General features: G+C 50.1%; 16 protein-coding genes and 1 tRNA gene. 11 read left to right on the forward strand and 6 right to left on the reverse strand.

Features of this window, described 5'->3' with window-relative positions:
* The first annotated feature begins 47 nt into the window (after positions 1 to 47).
* Positions 48 to 788, forward strand: coding sequence for a formylglycine-generating enzyme family protein (locus AC07OI_RS28200; RefSeq protein ID WP_495259452.1), 741 nt, complete (start codon positions 48 to 50; stop codon positions 786 to 788).
* 2 nt (positions 789 to 790) lie between these two features.
* Positions 791 to 1,423 carry an SCO family protein gene (locus tag AC07OI_RS28205; RefSeq protein ID WP_495259453.1) on the forward strand — a complete coding sequence of 211 codons (633 nt, stop codon included), beginning with the start codon at positions 791 to 793 and terminating at the stop codon, positions 1,421 to 1,423.
* Between the two features lie 64 nt (positions 1,424 to 1,487).
* Here the strand turns inward: AC07OI_RS28205 and AC07OI_RS28210 are convergent, their stop codons facing one another.
* From AC07OI_RS28210 to AC07OI_RS28220, 3 genes are all read right to left on the reverse strand, one after another.
* The gene (locus AC07OI_RS28210) at positions 1,488 to 2,933 is read right to left on the reverse strand and encodes an efflux transporter outer membrane subunit (protein WP_495259454.1); all 1,446 of its coding nucleotides are present in this window, start codon (positions 2,931 to 2,933) and stop codon (positions 1,488 to 1,490) included.
* Positions 2,933 to 6,088 (reverse strand): efflux RND transporter permease subunit, encoded by a 3,156-nt coding sequence (locus tag AC07OI_RS28215; protein ID WP_495259455.1) that lies wholly within the window; start codon positions 6,086 to 6,088, stop codon positions 2,933 to 2,935. Before AC07OI_RS28215 ends, AC07OI_RS28210 begins: the two co-directional genes overlap by 1 nt.
* A gap of 106 nt (positions 6,089 to 6,194) precedes the next feature.
* A complete protein-coding gene (locus AC07OI_RS28220; RefSeq protein WP_495259456.1) occupies positions 6,195 to 7,490 on the reverse strand; it encodes an efflux RND transporter periplasmic adaptor subunit in 1,296 nt (431 codons plus the stop codon).
* Between the two features lie 719 nt (positions 7,491 to 8,209).
* Here AC07OI_RS28220 and AC07OI_RS28225 point away from each other — a divergent pair.
* A complete protein-coding gene (locus AC07OI_RS28225) occupies positions 8,210 to 8,893 on the forward strand; it encodes a TetR family transcriptional regulator (RefSeq protein WP_492708346.1) in 684 nt (227 codons plus the stop codon).
* A gap of 21 nt (positions 8,894 to 8,914) precedes the next feature.
* On the opposite strand, the gene AC07OI_RS28230 is transcribed toward AC07OI_RS28225, so the two are convergent.
* Positions 8,915 to 9,544, reverse strand: a complete 630-nt coding sequence (locus AC07OI_RS28230; protein ID WP_492708348.1) for a trimeric intracellular cation channel family protein — start codon at positions 9,542 to 9,544, stop codon at positions 8,915 to 8,917.
* Between the two features lie 599 nt (positions 9,545 to 10,143).
* Here AC07OI_RS28230 and AC07OI_RS28235 point away from each other — a divergent pair.
* The 4 genes from AC07OI_RS28235 to AC07OI_RS28250 all read left to right on the forward strand — a co-directional run bounded on the left by AC07OI_RS28235 (position 10,144) and on the right by AC07OI_RS28250 (position 13,917).
* Entirely contained in the window at positions 10,144 to 10,410 is a 267-nt protein-coding gene (locus AC07OI_RS28235; protein ID WP_186955279.1) for a type B 50S ribosomal protein L31, read from the forward strand.
* A 183-nt stretch (positions 10,411 to 10,593) separates the two neighbouring features.
* Positions 10,594 to 12,318: an ArnT family glycosyltransferase gene (locus AC07OI_RS28240; protein WP_495259457.1), complete on the forward strand. Its 1,725-nt coding sequence runs from the start codon at positions 10,594 to 10,596 to the stop codon at positions 12,316 to 12,318.
* Positions 12,315 to 13,739 carry an MATE family efflux transporter gene (locus AC07OI_RS28245; protein WP_423010814.1) on the forward strand — a complete coding sequence of 475 codons (1,425 nt, stop codon included), beginning with the start codon at positions 12,315 to 12,317 and terminating at the stop codon, positions 13,737 to 13,739. Before AC07OI_RS28240 ends, AC07OI_RS28245 begins: the two co-directional genes overlap by 4 nt.
* Before the next feature lie 93 nt (positions 13,740 to 13,832).
* Positions 13,833 to 13,917, forward strand: a tRNA-Leu gene (locus AC07OI_RS28250).
* A gap of 24 nt (positions 13,918 to 13,941) precedes the next feature.
* On the opposite strand, the gene AC07OI_RS28255 is transcribed toward AC07OI_RS28250, so the two are convergent.
* The gene (locus AC07OI_RS28255; RefSeq protein ID WP_492708352.1) at positions 13,942 to 14,178 is read right to left on the reverse strand and encodes a hypothetical protein; all 237 of its coding nucleotides are present in this window, start codon (positions 14,176 to 14,178) and stop codon (positions 13,942 to 13,944) included.
* Here AC07OI_RS28255 and AC07OI_RS28260 point away from each other — a divergent pair.
* The 4 genes from AC07OI_RS28260 to AC07OI_RS28275 all read left to right on the forward strand — a co-directional run bounded on the left by AC07OI_RS28260 (position 14,177) and on the right by AC07OI_RS28275 (position 22,159).
* The gene (locus AC07OI_RS28260; RefSeq protein ID WP_495259458.1) at positions 14,177 to 16,510 is read left to right on the forward strand and encodes a type I restriction-modification system subunit M; all 2,334 of its coding nucleotides are present in this window, start codon (positions 14,177 to 14,179) and stop codon (positions 16,508 to 16,510) included. The genes AC07OI_RS28255 and AC07OI_RS28260 overlap by 2 nt on opposite strands.
* Positions 16,507 to 17,526, forward strand: coding sequence for a PDDEXK nuclease domain-containing protein (locus AC07OI_RS28265; RefSeq protein ID WP_495259459.1), 1,020 nt, complete (start codon positions 16,507 to 16,509; stop codon positions 17,524 to 17,526). The genes AC07OI_RS28260 and AC07OI_RS28265 overlap by 4 nt, the downstream gene beginning before the upstream one ends.
* 77 nt (positions 17,527 to 17,603) lie before the next feature.
* The gene (locus tag AC07OI_RS28270) at positions 17,604 to 18,800 is read left to right on the forward strand and encodes a restriction endonuclease subunit S (protein WP_495259460.1); all 1,197 of its coding nucleotides are present in this window, start codon (positions 17,604 to 17,606) and stop codon (positions 18,798 to 18,800) included.
* A gap of 41 nt (positions 18,801 to 18,841) precedes the next feature.
* Positions 18,842 to 22,159 (forward strand): type I restriction endonuclease subunit R, encoded by a 3,318-nt coding sequence (locus AC07OI_RS28275; RefSeq protein WP_495259461.1) that lies wholly within the window; start codon positions 18,842 to 18,844, stop codon positions 22,157 to 22,159.
* A 50-nt stretch (positions 22,160 to 22,209) separates the two neighbouring features.
* Here AC07OI_RS28275 and AC07OI_RS28280 read toward each other — a convergent pair whose 3' ends face one another.
* Complete coding sequence (locus AC07OI_RS28280; RefSeq protein ID WP_495259462.1) at positions 22,210 to 23,148, reverse strand: DUF5655 domain-containing protein; 939 nt, start codon at positions 23,146 to 23,148, stop codon at positions 22,210 to 22,212.
* Positions 23,149 to 23,179: the final 31 nt, after the last annotated feature.

The following is a 23,179-nucleotide window of genomic DNA, read 5'->3' on the forward strand; positions in this document are numbered from 1 at the left end:
ACAATTGCAAATCAACTTACCGACAGGTTTTGTTGAGCACAGCTTTTTTGCTCTTTTCATCTGCAACCGATGCAGCTGATTACTTCGTTATTCCAGGCAATCAGCTCGCCAGCGTCTTGTCAGGGCCAGATATCAAAGACAAGGCAAAGGTCAAGGCCTTTGCCATGCGCGCCAGTCCGGTAACGAATGGTGATTATCTTCAGTTCCTGCAGGCCCATCCTGAATGGCAAAGAAATCAGGTACCTGCTATTTTTGCAGACGCCAGTTACCTGCATTCATGGGCATCGCCAAGCGAAACCGGTGATGCACAAAAATTACCACTGGCAGTCACCAGTGTCAGCTGGCACGCAGCACAGGCCTATTGCGAATCCGAAAATGCGCGATTGCCTAACTGGTATGAATGGGAACTGGTCGCCGCAGCAGATGAGCAACATGCAGATGCCCGCAGTGATCCAGCCTGGCGTGCACGCATACTTTCCTGGTATTCAGTATCGTCGACTTTATCGTCAACCAATATCAGTCAGGCTCCCAATTACTACGGCATCAACGATATGCACGGCACCATATGGGAATGGGTCAGCGACTTCAATGCCTTGCTGATCAGCGCTGACAGTCGCACTCAGGGTGATCCGGATAAGTTGCAATTTTGTGGAGCCGGAGCTATCAGTCTGCAAAATAAAGAGAACTATGCAATCTTGATGAGGGTAGCCCTGTTGTCATCGCTGACGGGGGCAAGTACCACTGACAATCTTGGATTCCGCTGTGCCCGTGACTTGAAGGAAGAATGAAAATGAAATTAACATTGAACGCATGCAAGGCAATTGCCGCCGCCCTCTTCCTGTTTGCGTTAAATGCACATGCAGGTTCTGTCGAGACCGTAAAAGCCACACAGCAAGCACAAACTTTTCCGGGTGATTCCGTCTACCAATTAGCAATCACACTAGAAGATCAGCATGCCAACAAGTTCAAGCTGGAGAGCCAGGCTGGACATATAGTGATCGCCAGCATGTTTTATAACTCATGTGAATATGTTTGCCCCATGCTGATAGACACCATAAGAATGCTGGAGAAAAAACTGAATGCACATGAAAAAGCAAATTTATCCGTCTTGCTGGTCACACTCGATCCAGCCAGGGACGATATCACGACTTTGCACTCCATTTTCAAAGCCAGAGATTTGGACAAGCAGCACTGGGTACTGGCACGCACCAGTGAAAAATCCGTACGCCAACTAGCTGCAGTATTGAATATTCAATACAGGCAAATGGAGAGCGGCGTATTCAACCATACCAGTGCCCTGATTTTACTGGATAAAAATGGCCGCATTCTCGCCCGCAGTGGCACACTGGGAACAGTGGATGATGCTTTTCTACAGAAAGTAAGATCATCGCTCAAAAGCTTTGATGGCAATTCTAAGCAATAGGGCCTCGGCCCACAAAAAACGGCCCTGTCAAAGGGCCGTTTTTTTATCACATCATAAATCAGTTTTACTTGCCAGCCAAAATCTCAGGCTTGCTCCAGCCACCACCGACGGCCTTGTAAATACTGACGACAGACGACAATTGTGCGCGCTTGCTGTCAATCAGGCTGGCTTGTGCCTGAAACAGGTCGCGTTGCGCATTCAAGACTTCCAGATAACTGCTATAGCCATTCTTGTAGCGCAAATCCGCCAGGCGCAATGAATCTTTCAAGGCAGTGACCCTGCGCTCGGAAGCTGCATTGACCTGTTCATTGGCAGCCGTATTGTTCAGTGCATCGTGCACATCACGGAAGGCACCCTGCACTGCCTGCACATATTGCGCCAGTGCCTGGTTCTTGCGGGCCTCAGCACCTTGCACTACCGCAGCAATTGCACCTGCACGGAATACAGGCTGCGCCAGGCTGGCGCCCAGGCTCCATAACAACGACGCAGGATTAATCAAGTCCTCGAATACCTTGGATTCATAACCAGCCGTGGTTGTCAGTTTCAGGCTGGGGAAATATTGTGCCTTGGCCTGGCCAATGTCTGCATTGGCAGCCACCAGCGCCTGCTCTGCCGACAAGATGTCCGGACGACGGTTCAGCAGATCGGATGGCAAGTCAGCCGGCATGATCAATTGCTGATGCAAGCTGCCGATTTCGTTACCACGGGCAATCACAGGTTGTGCGATCGCGCTGGCAGAACGGCCCAGCAAGACCGCCAGTGTCGACTCTATATTCGACAAAGACTGCTTGGCCTGAGCATAACTGATTTCAGCTGCTGCGGCTTCAGATTCAGCCACATGAAAATCAAGTTCACTGGTCGCACCCGCTGTAAAACGGCGCTGTTGCAAACGCAGGTTTTCCTGGCGGGTTTTCAAGGTCGAATCAGCCAGAGCCAGTTGCGCATCGGCGGCACGCATGGCGAAATAGCTTTGCGCAACATTCGCATACAGACTGCTTTGCACCAGGCCACGGTTGGCTTCCTGCGCCAGCAAACGCGCACGAGCGGCTTCATCTGCACGTGCCAGCTTGCCCCAGAAATCAACTTCATACGAAGCTGTCAGGCTGAGTTGAAAGTCTTTACCATAAGGGCTGGCACCCGTGCCCAGCTTGCCGGCATTTTCACTGGTGCGGGTACGTGTGCCACCCAGATTGGCATCTACGCTGGGGAAGCGATTTGAATTGGCGCCTACCGCAACAGCACGCGCCTCTTCTATACGGGCAGCCGCCAGGGCCAAATCCTGGTTATTTTTGCTGGCTTCATCCAGCAAGCTATCCAGGACCGGGTCTTGAAAACTTTTCCACCAGGCGGCGTAGTCCACTGCGACCTGTTTGTTTTGTGTTGTCATTACACCCAGGCTGGCTGGTGTTTCCAGCGCAGGACGCTGGTAATTTGGCCCTACCGAGGCACAGCCTGCCAGCACCATGCTGGCGACCAGCGTTATTAATATAAATTTTGTTCCAGACATCATTATTCCTTCACATCTGCTTGAGGCGCATTGTGCAAAATATGGACAGGATGTTCAAAATCCTGCTCAGTTGTTTTCAAGCGCCTGTCATTGATCAGCTTGAAGAACAAAGGCACGAAGAAGATCGCCAGGAAAGTCGCTGCCAGCATACCGCCCAATACACCAGTACCCAGAGATTGACGCGCGGCAGCACCTGCGCCGTGCGAGAAAGCCAGTGGTACCACACCCAAAATAAAGGCCAGCGAAGTCATCAGGATAGGACGGAAACGCAAGCGAGCTGCTTCCAGTGCCGCTGCCACCGGCGCATAACCTTCATGCACTTTCATGACCGCGAATTCCACAATCAGAATCGCATTCTTCGCCGACAAACCCAATAGCGTCACCAGACCAATCTGGAAGTACACGTCATTATTGAAGTGACGCAGGTACACCGCCAGCAAGGCACCGAAAATACCGAAAGGCATGGCCAGCAAGACCGAGAATGGCAAAGACCATTTTTCATACTGAGCAGCCAGGATCAGGAAAATCATCAGTACACCAGCACCCAGTGCCAAACCTGCGGCATTGCTGCTGCGTTTTTCCTGGAAGGAGGCGCCGCCCCAGTCGTAGACTACGTCAGCCGGCAGAACATTTTTCGCCGCTCTTTCCATCGCTGCAATCGCCTGACCAGAACTGAAACCTGGTTTGGCATCACCCAGCAATTTAATCGCAGGCAAGGCATTGAAACGCTGTACAGAATCAGGACCAGTAATGAACTTGATGGTCGTGAATGCACGCACAGGTATCATCTGCCCGGTATTGGAGCGCACATACATGCTGCCTATATCGTCCGGCTTGGCACGGTACTGGCCTTCTGCCTGCAACTGCACGGTATAGATACGGCCGTTCTTGTTGAAGTCATTGACGTAGTAACTACCCATGGTTGCAGCCAGAGTGTTATACACATCAGACAGGGCTACGCCCATGGAGCGCGCTTTTTCATTGTCCACATCAACAAACAATTGTGGTGAATTAGCTTGCCACAAGGTTTTCACACCAGCCAGTTCTGGCTGCTTGTTGGCTTCCGCAATCAGCAAAGGCAAGATCTGAGCCAAACGCTTGACGCCACCTTCACCGGCGTTCTGCAGGTAGAACTCAAAACCACCTGTCTGACCCAGGCCCTGAATGGCAGGCGGGGCAAAGAACAGTGGTAAACCTTCCTTGATACGACCAGTTTTCATATAGCTTTCACCCACCAGTTGTTGCGCAGACTGGTGACGCTCTTCCCAAGGTTTAAGAGGGAAAAACATGGTTGCAGCAGACGATTTCAAACCACCACCGCCGAGGAAATCCAGACCGACAAGGGCAAAGGTCGTATCGATATTCTTGTTGGTTTTCATGATGGATTCAACATCACGCACCATTGCATCAGTACGGTCCAGCGAAGCACCATCAGGCATGATGGCGGCACCGATGAAATAACCCTGATCTTCATCCGGTACCAGACCACCTGGTACATTTTTCCACAACAGACCAGTCATGGCCACCATGCCCAGCACCAGTGCAATACCCAGCACAGCACGCTTCATGAAGAAGGTAACGCCATCGGTATAGCGTTTGGTCAGACGCAGGAAGGCTGCATTAAACCAGGTGAAGAAACGGTTGTGATTTTCTGAACCAGGCTTGAGCAAGATCGCGCACAGTGCCGGTGTCAATGTCAACGCAACGATACCGGACAAGACCACAGCGATAGAGATGGTGACCGAGAACTGACGATACAATTCACCCGCCAGACCACCGAGGAAAGCGATAGGACCAAACGCAGCTACCAGCACCAGCACAATCGCGATAACCGGGCCAGTCACTTCGTGCATGGCTTCAATCGCTGCATCTTTTGGTGTCATGCCTTCTTCATTGATCAGGCGTTCGACGTTTTCCAGCACCACGATCGCGTCATCCACCACAATACCAATCGCCAGCACCATGCCGAACAGAGTCAGGGTATTGATACTGTAACCCAGCAAATGCAGGCCAGCCATGGTACCAATCAGTGATACCGGCACCGCCAGTGTAGGGATGATGGTAGCGCGCCAGCTTTGCAGGAACAGATATACCACGATGAACACCAGCACCATCGCTTCACCCAGGGTTTTCAAGACCTCGGCAATCGACTCTGTCACGAAAGGTGTCGTATCATACGGTGTGGTGTATTCCATGCCTTCCGGGAACTTGGCTTTCAAGTCCTGCAGGGTTTTTTCTACTGCTTTACGGGTTTCAAGTGCGTTCGCGCCGGTTTGCAAGAACACACCAATGTTGGCAGATGGGTGACCATTGACGCGACCATACAGATTGTAATCCTTGGAACCCAGTTCAACACGTGCCACGTCACTGACACGGATGGCAGAACCACCCTTGGCTGACTTGACGATGATATTGGCAAATTCAGACGGCTCCAGCAAACGGCCCTTGGCCGTTACTGTCATCGTCAGTTCTTCCGTGTTGTTTGGTGGTGCGCCTACCTTACCAGCAGCATACTGTGCATTTTGCTCGGTAATCGCATTCGAGATGTCGCCTACCGTCACGCCCAGTTGCGCCATGCGGTCAGGACGCATCCAGATACGCATCGCATAATCCTTGGCACCAAAAATCTGCACGTTGGTGGTACCTGGGACACGCTTCAATGCATCCAGCACATTCTGGGTCGCATAGTTGGACAGGAACAAGGCATCATAACGATTATCTGGCGAGAACAACGCAGCCACTACCAGGAAGTTCGATGAGCTCTTGGAAACCGTCACACCCTGGCGACGGACTTCCTGTGGCAACTTGGCATCTGCCTGGCGTACCCGGTTATTGACGTTAACTGCGGCAATATCCAGATCGGTACCCACTTCAAATGTCACGCTGATGGACACACGGCCATCGGCAGACGAGACCGAATCCATATACAGCATATGTTCAACACCATTGATTTGTTCTTCAATAGGTGCTGCCACTGTGCGCTCTATCACCTCGGCAGAAGCGCCAGGATAAAAAGCAGTCACGTTCACTACCGGCGGAGAAATCTCCGGATAGCGCGAAATCGGCAGGACGCGCAAGGCGGCCAGACCGGCCAGCACGATGATCAGCGACAAGACAGTCGCGAAGATCGGCCGGTTAATAAAGAATTTTGAGAACATGAATTATTCCTTGTAGCCTTAGCTTTGTTATGCAGCGGATTTTCAGCTTAATTTTCAGCTTATTAGGGGCTTAATACTTTGGCTTAATACCGGGCGCAATTACGGCTTAATGTTTTGCCTCGGCACTGGCGGCTGCCGGTGCTGAAGCAGATGCACTGGAAGCTGGCTTGGCATCGGCTTTAGCCGCTGGAGCACCGGCAGGTGCGCCCGCTGGCGCTGCCGGCGTAGACGCGGCCTTCGCCGTAATCGCAATTGGTGTTACCGTCATGCCTGGATCATGTGCCTTGATGAAACCATCCACCAATACGCGGTCACCGCCTTGCAAACCCTTGGTCACTATCCATTCACCGTGAGACCAGCCGTCCAGCTCAACCGGTTTTGGCACCAGCTTGTTGTCAGGTGAAACCGTGAACACGATCTTGCCCATAGGGCTATCGATTACCGCGCGTTGTGGTATCGCAATGGCAGCGCTACGGGTTGCACCGCTGAGTATCACGCGCACAAACTGGCCTGGGCGCAACGTACCTTCAGGATTAGGCACCTGGGCACGCGCATCAAAACCACCGGTTGCAGGATTCACTTTTTCACTGACAAAATTCATCTTGCCTGTGAGTGGAGACATGCTGCCATCAGCCAGCTTCAACTGCACATCAAAAGCCAGGCTGCCGTTATTGGTTTTCTTGCCAGGCAAGGCAATCTTGCCTGCACCAACATCTTTGCCCAGTTTCAGGTAATCCGCTTCCGGTACGCTGAAGTTGACATACACAGGATCAGTTTGCACGATGGTCGTCAGCAAACTGTCTGCCGCAGTTACCAGGCTGCCGTTGGACTTGGCAGCAACGCCGGTAACACCGTCGATAGGTGCTACAACGCGTGTATAACCCACATTGAGTTTGGCTTCATTGACCTGTGCCTGCACTTGCTTGTAGCTGGCTTCTGCTGTTTCCAGCGCAGACTTGGCATCGTCAAATTCTTTCTGGCTGATGGCTTTTTCTGCTGCCAACGGCGTCAGGCGGGCAAATTCGCGCTTGGTCTGGTTCAGCTTGGCTTCTGCCACACCAGCCGCTGCTTCTGCAGATGCCAGTTGTGTGCGGTAGGCACCTGGGTCGATCTGGAACAGGACAGTGCCTGCCTTGACGCGCGAACCCTCTTCATACAGACGGTTTTCCAAAATACCGGCAACACGAGCACGCACTTCTGTCTCGCGTGAACCTGCTGTTTGCGCTGCATATTCAAAATCCAGACCCAGGTTACGTGGCTGCACAGTAACCACATTCACTTCCGGAGGCGGCATCTTGCCTGGGCCTGCAGCATTTGCTGCACCTTTATCACCACAAGCAGCCAGTACCAGCAAAGGCAGGCTGATGGCAGCAATACGCAAAGCAGGCAAAGCCTGAGTCATATGACTGGTTATCGAAGATAGCTTTAATACATTTGTTATTGGTTTTGCAGGGGAGCGCATAGGAGATTCTTTCTTCTAAAAGGAAAGGCGGTGTGCTATTATATACATTCACGAATGTTTGTAAATAAAGTTTTTAAACAGCCCTACGGTAAAACAGGGATTTTGGTGAGATCTGAATTTACTCTGGTCTATGAAAAACCACCGCAAGCGGGTGAAGTTTTTCGCTGGCCATATTTATATGACTCTTCGTGAGTCGTTTTCAAATTAACAAGAATCGACCATGCATAAGCATAACAAGCGCTGAATTCAGGTATCTCCAGCTATTTATAGTCCTGCCTGATTAAAGCCTGATGACAACCTGATCTCGTAGATTGATGAAGGCTAGTTACTTAAGCAAGAAAACAAGTATAAAGCAGACAAGAATTTTCTGCTTTGAAGCAATAAATTTGATCTGAATCAGCTCAATTTTTTTAAAAAAGAACCAGTATCAATGCGTAACAATGCAGGCTCACAAAGTAGTAACGCTGTATAAGGTCTGCTGAAAACGCAGATAAATAACGAGATGCCTGCTCAATGCTTTTACTCAGCAGCGGCGAATAGTAGAAAGCTTCCAGCTTTCTGCAATTTTCGTTCTGCAGTGATCACATACAATAACGAAGAGACAGCAAAAAAATTGTACGTAGCAATAAAGAATTTGCAGCGTACGCAAAGGAAACAAAATGGTCAGAAAGACGAAAGAAGAAGCACAAGAAACTTATAATACTCTGCTCGACGCAGCAGAAAAAGTATTCGCCGAAAAAGGTGTCACCAGTACCACACTCAATGATGTTGCCACGGCAGCAGGCATGACGCGCGGCGCGATTTACTGGCACTTCAAGGATAAGAACGCCCTCTTTCAAGCCATGTGCGACCGCGCCTTCCTCCCTATGGAAGCTCTGCTTAATGAAATTGTTTCCACACCGCACAAAGACCCGTTGGCCGGCATCAAACAATTGAACGTCCACTTCCTTAATCTGGTCACTGGCAATGCACGCCAGCAAAATGTTTTTGACATCATTTTTCATCGCTGTGAAAAAAACAGTGACCTGATCTTCTTCAGTGCCGAAAGCGAAAAACGGGTTGAATGCCTGGCCAAAGTACAAGTCATGATTCAGCAGGCTGTTGACCAGGGGCAATTACATCCCGATACCGACACCTGGATCGCCATGCAAGCCATCCACGCCTATGTCATAGGCATAGTCCATGAATGGCTGGAAGACTCGTCGGCCTATTGCCTGATGCTGCATGCTGAGGACATGATAGACATGTTCCTGGCAGGCCTGGTTGCCCGCCCGCCCCTGAAAAAAGCCAGACCATCAGAAAAAGAATGCGGCCTGCAACTGGTCGTAAATAACCAGGACTAAGCAAAGTCAGGCAAATGCCGGCTAAACCGGCAATTTCCAGTCAAAGCGTACTGCCATCATGCGCAGTACGAAACATATGCCAACCCCAAAACCCAGGGCGACACCTTCATTGACCTGCAGCCAGTTCAACAGCAAGTAAGCCCAGCACCCGGCAAAGGCGCAAGTCGCATACAAATGGCTGCGCCTGAACACCAGCGGTATTTCATTACAAATAATATCGCGCAAGACACCACCAAAAATCCCGGTGATGACCCCCATCATGACGCAGACAAACATAGGCATCTGTGCTTCTTGCGCCAAAGATGCCCCGGTTACGCTGAACAAACCCAACCCCAGCGCATCAGCCAGCACGATGGCATTTTCGGTCACCGCATTACGCAAATGCCGCAAAAACGGGATGGCGATGATAGACATGACAAAGATGAGGATAGGGTATTCCTGATTCTCCACCCAAAACAGCGGCCTGCGGTCAAGCAGCAGATCACGCAGCGTGCCGCCACCAAAAGCCGTGATAAAGGCCACCGTAAACACCCCCACCACATCCATACGCTTGCGCCGCGCCTCAATAAATCCTGAACTGGCAAAAGCCAGTATCCCGGCGACTTCAATGGTATGCAGCATCGAACTCATACCCAGATAGTTCGTCGTCATGCTTCTCCTTCAGGATTTGGGGCAAAAATGAGGATTTTATCAAGTTAAGGGTGGTTATGGGCCTGATAGTCTATGGTTCTTTAAATTCAAGACCCTTCAACACAGAGGCGCAGAGAGAGGAATAATCTTTTGCAAAAGATCATCGCTCCGTAAGCAAGCAATATGTTGCTTGAATTCCTTACTACACCATAGAGAAGAACAAAGAAAAATTGAAGAAGGCCAGGAGTTCACGCAAAGAAAACGCCTTCAAATTCGTCGTTCCTGCGCAGGCAGGAACCCACCGGGCTGGCGCTCCAGCGGCGTTCGTAGCAAACTAGAATAAGTCGCAACAAAAAGAGCAGAGAACATATGTAATAAACAACACCATCTCACTCAAGCTCACCTTATTCACCTCAAATTTATCTGCGATAAGCCCCCATCCCCTACAACATCCCATCGCAAAAACCCCAATTTTCATTGTATAATCATCGGCTTGGCATTTTGGACATCCAAAATCCAGGTAATTATTTAACCTTTGGCAAGTGATAATGCAATCGGGTCAAGAAGCAAGACGACCGACGAAGTGCTTATTGGCTACCTACACTATTTTCGAGGCAAGCATGAGAGATGGCATCCACCCAAATTATCGCGAAGTTCTGTTCCACGACGTTTCTTGCGATTTCAAATTCATCACACGTTCAACTATCAACACCAAAGACAAAGGTGAGTTTGAAGGTAAAGAATACCCACTGGTAAAGATCGAGGTTTCTGCAGAATCTCATCCTTTCTACACTGGCAAACACAAAATCGTGGATACAGCCGGTCGCGTTGAAAAATTCCGCCAAAAGTTCGGCAAAGTCGGTTCCAAGACTTCTGTCGCCAACTAATCGGCCAGGGAAGCACAGATCAGTGTCATGTATTAGCGGGGCAATCCTTGCTAATACAAAATCGCGGAGTACGCAAGACCGTCTGTGGTTCCCAAGAATTTTTAGTAAAAAAGGCAGCTCAGGCTGCCTTTTTTACTAAAGCTTTACCCTACAATAAGCATCCTTTCCCTCCACCACCCAGATATGAAGCCAGTACGACTTCCTGCCGCCGCAACAGTTGCGCTACCGCGCTGGGGAATCATCGCCCTCTGTCTCCTGTATATCCTGCCCGGCCTGATAGGCCGTGACCCGTGGAAAGGTGATGACGCCGCCGGTTTCGGCATCATGTGGACGATGGCACACGGCAACCTCGCTGACTGGCTGTGGCCGCACATCGTCGGCCTGCCCATGCCAGAAGAAGGCCCGCTGGCGTTCTGGCTCGGTGCCATATGCATTAAATTATTTGGCTGGCTGGTGGGTGAACCCATGGCCGCCCGCCTGAGTACCGGAATATTCTTCCTGCTCGGCTCACTCTCGGTCTGGTATGCCACTTATCTGCTGGGCCGCAGGCCAGAAGCGCAACCCCTGAAGCTGGCCTTTGGCGGCCAGCCCGAAGCGCGGGATTTTGGCCGCACCCTGGCCGACGGTGCCTTGCTGATTTATCTTGGCTGTCTGGGCCTGCTGTTACGCAGTCACGAAACCAGCGCAGAAGCCCTGCAAATATCCCTGATCGCCTGCACCCTGTACTTATGTGTGCGCCTGCTGGATGAACCGGGCAGGCTGACCGCAGCCAAAATCGGCGGCATACTTGGCTTGCTGGTATTGACCCGTGGCTGGGTATTACCGACAGGCTTATGGATCAGCCTGCTGGCTGTCTGTGCTTATCGCCAGCAACGCGAACCCCTTAAATACCTGATCAACACTACCCTGCCGCTGGCGATCGTTATTGCAAGCATCTGGCTGCTCACCATCAACCTGGCACATCCTTACGACAGCTCGCCTTATCAGGCATGGATGCTGTGGAACTATCGTCAGTTCAATTTCCCAAAATTCGACAGTATCAGCTACCTGTTCCGCTACGGTATCTGGTTTAGCTGGCCCGCCTGGCCTTTTGCTGCCTGGGCCATCTTTGCATGGCGCAAACAAGAAAAGGCCATGCACATCTCTCTGCCTGTCAGTTTTTTGATTTGCTTTGGCGTACTCGCCATACTCAATCACCAGTCTGAAGAAGCATTACTCTTACCGATACTGCCACCACTGGCGATACTCGCAGCCTTTGGCTTGCCGACCATGAAGCGCAGTGCCATCAACGCCGTTGACTGGTTCTCTGTCATTGTATTCACGGCAGCTGCCGCTTTTATCTGGCTGTATTGGCTGGCAGATCAGACAGGCTGGCCAGCTGGCATGGCAAAAAAACCCGGCAACATGGTGCCAGGCTACCAATCTAGTTTCAATATCTTTGTCTTCATCATCGCCCTGGTGACGACGGTCGCCTGGTTCCGACTCATATACTGGCGCATATCCAGGCAGCCTGCCGTATTGTGGCGCGCAGTAGTGCTATCCAGTGGTGGAGTAATTTTATGCTGGCTGCTGATGCAAACCCTGTGGTTGCCATGGTTTGACCAGAGAATCAGCTATGCACCACTGGCCAAAGAACTCGCGCAAAAAGTACCACCCAATATGGGCTGCATACAAGCCCACATAGGCTCATCACAACGCGCTTCATTCGCTTATTTTGGCAAACTGCAATTCGCTGGATTTTCTGACCATGAATGCCAGCTTTTACTGGTACAAAACAGTAAAAAATCCCTGCATGAAAGCGTGCTGCCGCCAGAATACAAGCAAGAAAACTGGACTGTTCTCTGGTCTGGCCACCGTGCTGCCGACAATGATGAATTGTTTACCCTGTACCAGCGCAAGCAGCAATGAAGACCGAGCACCCCAGCACACTGCGCGGCAACATCAAGCGCATCGCCTCACTATCATGGCCCATGATGGTGGGCCAGATGGCCGTGGTGGGAAATGGGGTGATAGACACCGCCATGACTTCGCGTTTTTCGGCGACTGACCTGGCAGCACTCTCCATCGGCATCTCGATTTACGTCAGCATCTTCGTTGGCCTCAACGGCATCTTGCAAGCCATCTCCCCCGTTGTCGGCCAATTATTTGGCGCACGCAAATTCAAAAAAATAGGCGCAGAGATTAAACAAGGCGTATGGCTGGGCGGTTTCCTCGCCTGCATAGGCTGTTTGATCTTGCTGTTCCCAAATAGTTTGCTCTCCATCGCACAAGCTTCACCGACCTTGAATGACAAGGCCGCACAATATCTGCAAATACTGGCCATCGCCCTGCCCGCCACGCTGGGCTTCAGGATTTACGGCGCACTCAATAATGCCGTTGGCCGCCCCAAGATGGTCATGGCCATACAACTCGCCGCACTGGCAATAAAAATCCCGCTCAATACCCTGTTCATATTCGGTGGCCTCGGCATACCCGCCATGGGCGGCCCCGGCTGCGCGGCTGCTACTGCCGTCAATGCCTGGCTCATGCTTATCACCGGCTGGCTCATGCTTAAGCACGTCAAATATTATGAATTGTTTGCATTATTTGGCACCGGCTTCGTCAAACCCAACTGGAAAGCCCTGCGCAGCCTGCTGCACCTCGGCATACCCATGGGCCTGAGCTACCTCATCGAAGTCACCGCCTTTGCCTTTATGGCCCTGTTCATCGCCCGTCTTGGTGAAGTGGCAGTATCCGGCCACCAGCTCACCGCCAATTTTGGCACCATCCTGTATATGCTGCCGCTGTCGATTGCAAGCGCCACCGGCACCCTGGTCGCGCAAGCCATAGGTGCCAAACAAATGCAGGCCGCCCGCGTCACCGGCAATGCCGGCATCATCCTCGCTGCCATGCTGGCTGTACCCATAGGCATCACCATCTGGTTCGCCCGCGACCTGATTTTGCATGCCTACACATCCAACCCCATCATCATCGCAGCTGCCTTCCCGCTGTTCACCTTCATTTCGGTGTACCAGATTTTTGATGCGATACAAGTCACCACCGCCTTCATCCTGCGCGCCTACAAAATCGCCATCGTCCCCACCATCCTCTACGCCTTCGCGCTATGGGGCTGCGGCCTCGGCGGCGGCGTCATGCTGGGCCTGGACCCCTACAACATCAGCCCCGCCTTTTTGCACGGCGCAGCAGGCTTCTGGATGGCCAACAGCACCAGCCTCGCCATCGTCGCCTTCAGCCTGTGGTATTACCTGCGCATAGTCCAAAAACGCTTCCCCACCCCCGCCATGTGGCGCAGGAACGTGAATTTCGACCAGCCAGGCAGAAACCCATGATGAATAACAAAAATAAGAAACCCAGCAAACCCGGCAAAAGCAGCAGGTCGCTTGCAAAATTTTGACGGCTCTGTCATAATTTCGTTCTGCGTTGCCGAGATGGCGGAATAGGTAGACGCACGGGACTCAAAATCCCGCGCCGCAAGGCGTGCCGGTTCGATTCCGGCTCTCGGCACCAAATACTGATTAAGCTCTTGATTATTCAAGGGCTTTTTTGGTTTTTGGCCAGGAATTCTTCTTTATCCCTTCCCCCTTCTTCAGTAGCTTTTTTTGAGCTACGCCAAGCGCATTCCCATAGGCAGCCCCTTGCCAGTCGGGTAAGATACAAATCAAACAAATGCATGCAAGCGAAAACATCTCGCCTGTCTGCACCGCACATTCGCAAGCAGAGATTTAACTGCTTCAGCTCAACGATTTTAAAGAACCAAGTATCATCCATGACACAAACATCCAATAATCTCGCTGCCGAATCCTGGGCAATTGCCGACCTGCTCCGTGGTGACTTTAGACAAAGCCAGTATGGCCGCATCATCTTGCCGTTTTGCTTGCTGCGCCGCCTGGAATGCGTGTTAGAAGCTGGCAAAGAAGCGGTGCTGGCTAAGTATCAAAAAGTACTGGCAATGAATTTACCAGAAGAAGCACAAGAGAAAATGATTTTGCATGCTTTCCAGGATCTATCATTCTTCAATACGTCCAAAATGGATTTGTCCAAATTAGGTGAGAGCGGCATCAAGGCTAATCTGGAAAGTTATATCCAAAGCTTCTCCAAAGACGCACGCGAGATATTTGAATATTTTAATTTTTCAGAATTCATCGGCCAATTGAATGATGCCAACCTGCTTTACAAAGTCGTACAAAAGGTGCGTACGATAGACCTTAGTCTTGAAGCCGTCTCAAATCACGATATGGGCCTGGTATTTGAAGAGCTGATACGCCGCTTTGCTGAAAGCTCAAACGATACCGCTGGAGAACACTTTACCCCACGTGACATCGTGCGCCTGACTACTTCGCTGGCATTTATGGAGGACGACGAGGCACTAACCATGCCTGGTATTATCCGTACCATCTATGACCCTACAGCAGGTACTGGCGGCTTCTTGTCGGCAGGCATGGAGTATGTGCATGAATTAAACCCCAAGGCAGTCATGCGCGCCTTTGGCCAAGAGCTGAACCCTGAAAGCTATGCCATCTGCAAAGCAGACATGCTCATCAAAGGGCAAAAGGTGGACAATATCAAGCTTGGCAATACACTGTCGAATGATCAGCTCTACTCCACCAAGTTTGACTACATGCTATCCAATCCTCCCTTTGGTGTTGACTGGAAAAAGATAGAGCAAGAAATCAGCGATGAACATACGCAAAAAGGCTACGATGGCCGCTTTGGCGCAGGCTTGCCCAGAGTCTCTGATGGCTCTTTGCTGTTCCTGTTGCACCTCATCAGTAAATTGCGTGATGCCAAAGAAGGCGGTGGCCGCATAGGCATTATCTTGAATGGCTCCCCCCTGTTCACGGGCGGTGCAGGTTCGGGTGAGTCAGAAATACGCCGCTACATTCTGGAAGCAGATTTACTGGAAGCTATCGTCGCCCTGCCGACCGATATGTTCTATAACACCGGCATTGCCACCTATGTCTGGGTACTGTCCAACAAAAAGCCAGACGAAAAAAAGGGCCTGGTACAACTGATCAACGGCAGCAACCTCTACAGCAAAATGCGCAAGTCATTAGGCAGCAAGCGCAATGAAATGAGTGCCGACGACATCGCCACCATCATCCGCTGCTTCGGCGATTTTGAAGCCGTTGATGCGCGTGAACTGGACAAACCCGCCGAACAAAAAAGTAATCGCGGCAGACAATCGGCAAACACTAAGACTGAGACTGCCAAAACCTTTGCTGCCAAGATTTTCAAGACCCATGAATTTGGCTACCGCCGCATTACGATAGAGCGCCCATTAAGACAATCTTACCAGTTCTCTGACGAGCGCATTGCCACGCTGCGCTTTGACTCAGGCGCATTGAACAGCATCATGCAATGGGCATATGCAGAGTTCGCCACTCTGCCAGGCGCTATCTGGAGCGATGCACCAGATTGCCCGCATTATGGCGAACTCGGCCTGCATGAAGATGCCATACGCCGTTATATCAAAACCCATTTTGCCGACCTCAAAGAAAAGCAAATCAAAGACCTGCTCAACCGTGATACCTGGTTAAGCGCCAAAGCCAGCATGCTCAAAGCCCAGGCTCTGCAAGCGCAGATAGGCAAGTCACAGTTTGATGACATGAACGGCTACGACGACGCCATTGCCAAAGCCGCCAAGCTGGCCAACATCAGCCTGGACGCCAAAGACAAAAAAGTCATCGAAGCAGCAGTAAGCTGGAAAAACCCAGCCGCCCTGCCCGTCATCAAAAAAATCCACAAAACCAAAGCCGCCCCTATCTATGGCCTGTTTAACGTGGATGGCAAAACCATAGAATACAAAGCCGATGGCGACCTGCGTGATTTTGAAAACGTCGCACTCGATCCATCCAAAACAGTCAACGAGATCAACGAAGCCTACTTCAAAAAAGAAGTCCAGCCGCACGTGCCAGACGCCTGGATCGATGCCAGCAAAAAAGATGACAAAGACCAACAAATCGGCATCGTCGGCTATGAAATCCCCTTCAACCGCCATTTCTACCAATACCAGCCACCGCGTGACCTGGCTGAGATAGATGCGGATCTGGATGCAGTCAGTGCAGAGATCATGAAGCTGCTGCAAGAGGTGCATTCATGAGCAAATCAAACCTGAGCAATGGCGCGCAGCCCGATTTTGCTGAAGTCGTACATCTGATCACTGCAGCACGCCAGCACGCCTATCAAGCCGTCAACACCACCCTGATAGAACTGTATTGGCAAGTTGGTGCCTATATCAGCAATAAAATCAAGGCCGCAGAATGGGGTGATGGTGTAGTCGATGCGCTGGCAAAACATTTAGCCATCACGCAGCCTAATCTGAAGGGCTTTACACGTCGCAATCTGTTCCGCATGCGCCAGTTTTATGAAGCTTATCAAGATGATAAAATTGTCGCACCACTGGTGAGACAATTGCCGTGGACACATAACCTGACGATTCTCAGTCGCAGCAAAGTGAGCGAAGAGCGTGAATTTTATTTAAGGATGTCTGTACAAGAGGGATGGTCTAGTCGTGATCTTGAACGACAGTTCAATGCCGCGCTTTTTGAGCGTACGGTATTGCAACCGCCAAAAGTGTCAGCAGTGCTGACACAATTACACCCCGAAGCCTTAAACGTCTTCAAAGACAGTTACATCGTCGATTTCTTAAGCCTGCCAGAGCAACACAGCGAGGCTGATTTGCACGAGGGCCTGCTCGCCAAATTAAAGCATTTCTTGCTCGAATTGGGGCGTGATTTTTGTTTTGTCGGTAGCGAATATCCTGTGCAAGTCGGCAAACAAGACTTTGCACTCGATCTCTTATTCTTCCATCGCGGTTTAAACGCGCTGGTAGCGATAGAACTCAAAGTGGACAAATTCCAGCCAGAGCACTTGGGCAAACTCAATTTCTACCTGGAAGCCCTGGACCGCGACCACAAAAAACCGCACGAAAACCCCGCCATAGGTGTGTTGCTATGCGCCAGCAAAGATGATGAAGTGGTTGAGTATGCACTGAGCCGTAGCCTTTCTCCCGCCATGATTGCTGAATACCAAACACAACTGCCCGATAAAAAACTGCTGCAAGCGAAGCTGCATGAGTTTTATCTGTTGAATCTGACGCAGGGGGAGGGGCTATGAGTCGGTATAAGGCTTATCCTGGGTATAAGGACTCCGAGGGGGACTGGCTAGGGAAAGCTCCAGACAATTGGACATTAATGCAAGCTAAATTCTCATTCGTACTTCAGCGAGGACATGATTTATCAAGCGATGAAATGATTCAAGGTGATTATTTGGTTTATGGCTCAAATGGACCAATTGGAACTCATAACTCATTCACTACCGAAGGTCCGTCGATAACGGTCGGTCGAAGCGGAAGTGTTGGGGAAATTAATTTTATTGATCAGAATTTTTGGGCTCACAATACGTCACTTTATGTAAAAGACTTTAAAGGTTCACCACCAAAATTTGTCTATTATCTTTTGACGGCAATAAATCCAAAAAGGTTAAGCGCTGGGTCGGCAGTCGGAACCTTAGATCGCAATAATATTCACTCACAAATAGTTGCGACCCCTAGCTTTGAAGAACAACTAAAAATCGCCAATTTTCTCGACCACGAAACCGCCAAGATCGATACCCTGATCGCGAAGCAGCAAGAGTTGATCAAGCTGCTGAAAGAAAAACGGCAGGCGGTGATTAGTCATGCCGTCACCAAAGGCCTCAACCCCAACGCCCCCATGCGCGAATCTGGTGTGGAGTGGTTAGGTGAAGTGCCTACACATTGGGAAGTAAAGCGAATTGGCTCGCTTTTTTCTGAATCAAATTCACGCGCAAATACAGAACATGAGTTGCGATATCCAATATTGAGCGTCTCTATCCATCACGGTATCTCGGATAAAGAATTAAACGAAGAAGAACTGGATCGAAAAGTCACCCGAAGTGACGACAAGTCGCTGTATAAGATTGTTCATCAAAATGACCTTGCCTACAATATGATGCGTGCGTGGCAAGGTGGATTTGGTGCATCTACTCTTTCAGGGCTAGTTAGCCCAGCCTATGTTGTGTGTAATCCCAAGACTAAAATAAATTCACTCTATTTCGAATTGGTTTTGAGAACTTCAAATGCGGTGACCGAATTAAAAAGATATTCTCGCGGAATTACAGATTTCCGTTTGCGACTCTACTGGGATGAATTCAAGGGAATCGAAGTACCTGTTCCTCCCGTGAGTGAAGTTAATCAAATATTGGAGACTATTATTAAAGTCAACACGACTTACGATAATTTGATTATCGTCGCAGAGAAGCAAATTGAATTTTTACAAGAACGTCGCTCGGCCCTAATCTCAGCAGCCGTCACAGGCAAGATCGACGTGCGCGACTGGCAAGCGCCCAGCGAAATAGCCATAGCCGCTTGATAGCGTGTAACTAAACCAAGCCTCCACCAGAGAACCTCTTTATGAGCAAAGCCAACGAACTGACCTTCCAAAACGACATGATACGCCAGCTCGTGGCCAATGGCTGGCTGCTCGGCAAGGCGGAGCATTACAACCGCGAACTGGCTTTGTATCCTGATGACGTGCTGGGTTTTGTCAAGGACACGCAAGATGAGCAATGGCAAAAGTTTTGTACCTTGTACACAGTGCAGCCTGAGCAAAAATTCCTGGAACGACTGGCGCAGCAGCTCAACAAGGCTGACCCCAATGCGGCGAATAAAGAGATGCGTACCTTTGGCACGCTGGGTGTCTTGCGGCATGAGCTTAAAGACCGTGGTACACGCTTTTCGCTTTGTCAGTTTGCGCCTGAACATGACTTGAACCCCGATACTTTGGCGCGTTATAAGCAGAATCGTTTGCGTGTGGTGCCGGAGTTGGTTTACAGCCCTTGGGTGAAGGACGTTGATGGTGCGCCACTGGATTCCCGCATGCGCGGGAATGACGGCGCTACGGGTACGGATGAGGCAAGCAGTGTAAAAGCCAAGGCCTGGCGCATTGATCTGGTCTTGTTCGTCAATGGCATACCGGTTGCGACTTTGGAATTGAAGTCTGAATTTAAGCAGGCGGTACACAATGCCATGCGCCAGTATCGCACAACGCGCTTGCCCATTGACCCTGTCACCAAAAAGCCTGAACCACTGCTGACTTTCAAGCGTGGTGCGCTGGTGCACTTTGCGGTGAGCCAGTACGAAGTCTACATGACGACCCGGCTGGAAGGTGAAGATACTTTCTTCTTACCTTTTAACAAGGGTACGCATGATGGTGGCGCTGGTAATGATGTGCCTGAAGATGTCACGCAGTATGCCACCGACTATTTATGGAATGAAGTTTTATTGCCAGACAATCTGCTGAAGATTTTGGGCGGCTATGTGCATTTGCAGATAGAAGAAAAAGAAGACTGGGAAGGCCGCAAGTATAAAAAAGAAAGCCTGATCTTCCCGCGATATCACCAGTGGGATGTGGTGAATAAATTATTGGATGCAGCTCGTACTGAGGGGCCGGGGCATAAATACCTGATACAGCACAGCGCGGGGTCTGGCAAATCCAATTCCATCGCCTGGGTGGCGCACCAGTTATCGTCTTTGTATGATGAGCGGGGCAACAAGCAATTTCATTCTGTGATTGTAGTGACAGACCGTACTGTTCTGGATGCGCAATTACAAGACACGATTGCCCAATTTGAACACACCGACGGCGTAGTTGGTCGCATCAATAACCAGGAGGGTGATGGTTCCAAATCAGAAAAATTGGCCAAGGCTTTAGAAAGCTCACAGCCGATTATTATCGTGACGATACAGACCTTCCCTTTTGTTTTGCAGGCGATAGAAAACAGTGTGAGCCTGAAAGAGCGTAATTATGTAGTCATTGCTGATGAGGCGCATTCCTCACAAACTGGCTCAACAGCGCGGAAGTTAAAAGAAGTCTTGATGGTGGATGGCAGCGCCAGTGATGAAGATGAAATCACTTCTGACGATATTATCGACGCTGCGGTTGCCTCACGCCGCGCCTCCAAGAACCTGAGCTATCTGGCGTTTACTGCGACACCAAAAACCAAGACACTGGAATTATTTGGCCGCCGCCCTCGCCCTGAAGAACAGGCTTCAAAAACCAATAAGCCAGCGGCCTTTCATGTGTACAGCATGCGCCAGGCGATAGAAGAGGGTTTCATCCTGGATGTATTGCAGAACTACACCAATTACAAGGTGGCCTACAACCTGGCAATGCGTATCAACGATGCTGATCAACAGGTGGAAAGCAAGAAAGCCACAGTCAGGCTCAACCAGTGGGTGCGCCTGCATGATCACAATATCAGCCAAAAGGTCATGATCATCGTTGAACATTTCAAAACGCATATCATGGGCTTATTGGGTGGGCAGGCCAAGGCCATGGTGGTGACCAGCTCACGCAAAGAAGCCGTGCGCTATAAAAAATCTTTTGACGCTTATATTGCAAAGAAAAGTGAGAGCGAACCTGCCTATCAAAAGATAAGGGCGATGGTGGCATTTTCTGGCGAGGTAGAATTTAACGACAAAGACCCGAATGTTGAAGCCTTGTTGGACCAAAAATTCACAGAATCAAATATGAACCCGGCCCTAAAAGGCCGCGATATGCGCAAGGCTTTTGATACGGATGATTATCAGCTCATGATCGTCGCCAACAAGTTTCAAACAGGTTTTGACCAACCCAAGCTGTGCGCCATGTATGTGGATAAAAAGCTGGGCGGCGTGGAATGTGTGCAAACCCTGTCGCGCCTGAACCGCACTTACCCCGGCAAAAAAGAGACGGGCACGTTTGTACTGGATTTTTTTAATGAGCCTGAAGATATTCTGTCCTCTTTCCAGCCTTATTTTCAGACGGCAGAACTGGCAGACGTATCCAACCCCAACCTGATTTTTGACCTGTTTGATAAATTGCGCACTGCGGATATTTTCTACTGGGCAGAGGTAGAACAATTCTGCAAAGCCTTCTTTGTGCAAAGCAAGAGCAATGCCGCCATTGCCAACATCTGCAAACCCGCCGTAGAGCGCTGGCAAAAGCGCTATAAGCATGCGGTAGAGGCTTACAAGCAAGCCAAGGACATGTTTGAACGCACAAAGAAATTCAACGACGCGGTACTGATTGCCAATGCGGAGAACAGTCTCAAAGACTGCAAAAAAGCCAGGGATGCGCTGGAGATTTTCAAAAAAGACCTGGGTACTTTCGTGCGCTTTTATGAATTCATGTCGCAAATCGTTGATTATGACGACAAGGATTTGGAAAAACTCAGCCTGTACGCCCGCAACCTGCGCCCCATGCTGCGAGAAACCATCATCGACGAAGACGATATCGATTTATCGACTATCTCTTTGAGCCACTATCGCGTATCCAAAATCCGCCAGCAGCATTTGATGCTGAAAGAGGATCAGGAAGAATATCAACTGTTGCCGGGTGAAGGCGCAGGCACCGCCAAGGCCAAGGACAAGAAAACCGAATTCTTGTCGCAGATAGTGCATAGACTCAATGAGCTGTTCATCACTGACCAGTTGAGTGACCAGGATATGGTCAATTACGCCTATACCATCAGCGACAAGGTCAGGGAAAATGCTATCGTCATGCAACAAATCGCCAACAACAGCGCAGAACAAGCCATGCTGGGTGATTTTTCCAAGGCAGTAGATGACGCAATTTTGGACAGCAGCGAAGTGCATCAAAATCAAATGATGCAGCTACTGTCTGACCCTAAACGCAATGCTGGTTTTGCGAAAGTGATTTTTGATTTATTGACGCGACCAGCGCCGTGAGTTCCCAATTCTCTCCACATCGCGGAGAGAAATTGCGCTGATGAACTGAATCAAAAAGGTTTAGTCACCCTACCCTCATACGCCTGCAATATAAGCTGCTTAGCATTTTCAAAGTCATCGCTATTTGCAACCGACACTTCCAAATCGCCAGTTCCCCAGTGGCCGCTATTACTCACATTCCTGCAATTAGCAGGTATGACAGCAAACTGCGCTGGGTCGATATGCAAATACAGCACGATGCGATTCTTTTGCAGAACGACAGTGGCAAAATTTTTCAAGCGCTTGAACGCTGCATATAGCTTGAGTTCTTTTCGCTCTACGTCATCACCGAGTGATGCAATGAAGTCTTCGACTGTCGTCAATAATTCCCGTAAATGTGGTGACAATTCATGCAGCCATTCTGCGTATGATTTATCGCCACTTCTGGATCGATTGGCAGGACTAAGCTCGCTGATAGACTTGTTGATCGTTTTAGGAGTGGGATTGCTGCCACCGTTGGCTTGTTCCAATAACAGTAAATCTTCACCAAATAGGCGATAGCGTATTAGCTCAATATTGCGATCTATCTGTTGTACTGCATGTGCATCAAACTTGGTAAAGTCAGCGGCTATGCACACCAGGCGTGGGGCGCTCCAGTCTATGCCGGCAGCGGCAGTATCACCCAATTTTTTGGCGACCAATAGCTGGAACTCTGCCTGGTGATCCATCAACCAATCAAGATAATACAGGCCTTGATTGATGACGTTCTCGGACACAGAACGCTTGTATTCCAAAATCACTGGGCAGGCGTTTTCATCCAGACCTAGCGTGTCTATACGTCCGCCATGTGTTTTACCGGTGCTGTATTCAGATGCCAGAAAACGTATGCGCAGCAGGTTGCTCAGGTTATTTTCTATCAGGGTCTGCAGGGGTCGTTCAAGGCCAGATGCATCACCTTGCAACATGGTGGCTTTGCCATCGCTCAGGCGAAATAAGCTGATTTCACTCATTTTATTTTGTTGTTATTTAAAGTAGTAATTG

The organism is Undibacterium sp. GW821-FHT07F11 (assembly GCF_059418665.1).

Coding starts and splice junctions, on each gene's coding strand:
- AC07OI_RS28205 (WP_495259453.1), top strand. CDS start 791: ATGAAATTAACATTGAACGCATGCAAGGCAATTGCCGCCGCCCTCTTC.
- AC07OI_RS28210 (WP_495259454.1), bottom strand. CDS start 2,933: ATGATGTCTGGAACAAAATTTATATTAATAACGCTGGTCGCCAGCATG.
- AC07OI_RS28215 (WP_495259455.1), bottom strand. CDS start 6,088: ATGTTCTCAAAATTCTTTATTAACCGGCCGATCTTCGCGACTGTCTTG.
- AC07OI_RS28220 (WP_495259456.1), bottom strand. CDS start 7,490: ATGACTCAGGCTTTGCCTGCTTTGCGTATTGCTGCCATCAGCCTGCCT.
- AC07OI_RS28225 (WP_492708346.1), top strand. CDS start 8,210: ATGGTCAGAAAGACGAAAGAAGAAGCACAAGAAACTTATAATACTCTG.
- AC07OI_RS28230 (WP_492708348.1), bottom strand. CDS start 9,544: ATGACGACGAACTATCTGGGTATGAGTTCGATGCTGCATACCATTGAA.
- AC07OI_RS28235 (WP_186955279.1), top strand. CDS start 10,144: ATGAGAGATGGCATCCACCCAAATTATCGCGAAGTTCTGTTCCACGAC.
- AC07OI_RS28240 (WP_495259457.1), top strand. CDS start 10,594: ATGAAGCCAGTACGACTTCCTGCCGCCGCAACAGTTGCGCTACCGCGC.
- AC07OI_RS28245 (WP_423010814.1), top strand. CDS start 12,315: ATGAAGACCGAGCACCCCAGCACACTGCGCGGCAACATCAAGCGCATC.
- AC07OI_RS28260 (WP_495259458.1), top strand. CDS start 14,177: ATGACACAAACATCCAATAATCTCGCTGCCGAATCCTGGGCAATTGCC.
- AC07OI_RS28255 (WP_492708352.1), bottom strand. CDS start 14,178: ATGGATGATACTTGGTTCTTTAAAATCGTTGAGCTGAAGCAGTTAAAT.
- AC07OI_RS28265 (WP_495259459.1), top strand. CDS start 16,507: ATGAGCAAATCAAACCTGAGCAATGGCGCGCAGCCCGATTTTGCTGAA.
- AC07OI_RS28270 (WP_495259460.1), top strand. CDS start 17,604: ATGCAAGCTAAATTCTCATTCGTACTTCAGCGAGGACATGATTTATCA.
- AC07OI_RS28275 (WP_495259461.1), top strand. CDS start 18,842: ATGAGCAAAGCCAACGAACTGACCTTCCAAAACGACATGATACGCCAG.
- AC07OI_RS28280 (WP_495259462.1), bottom strand. CDS start 23,148: ATGAGTGAAATCAGCTTATTTCGCCTGAGCGATGGCAAAGCCACCATG.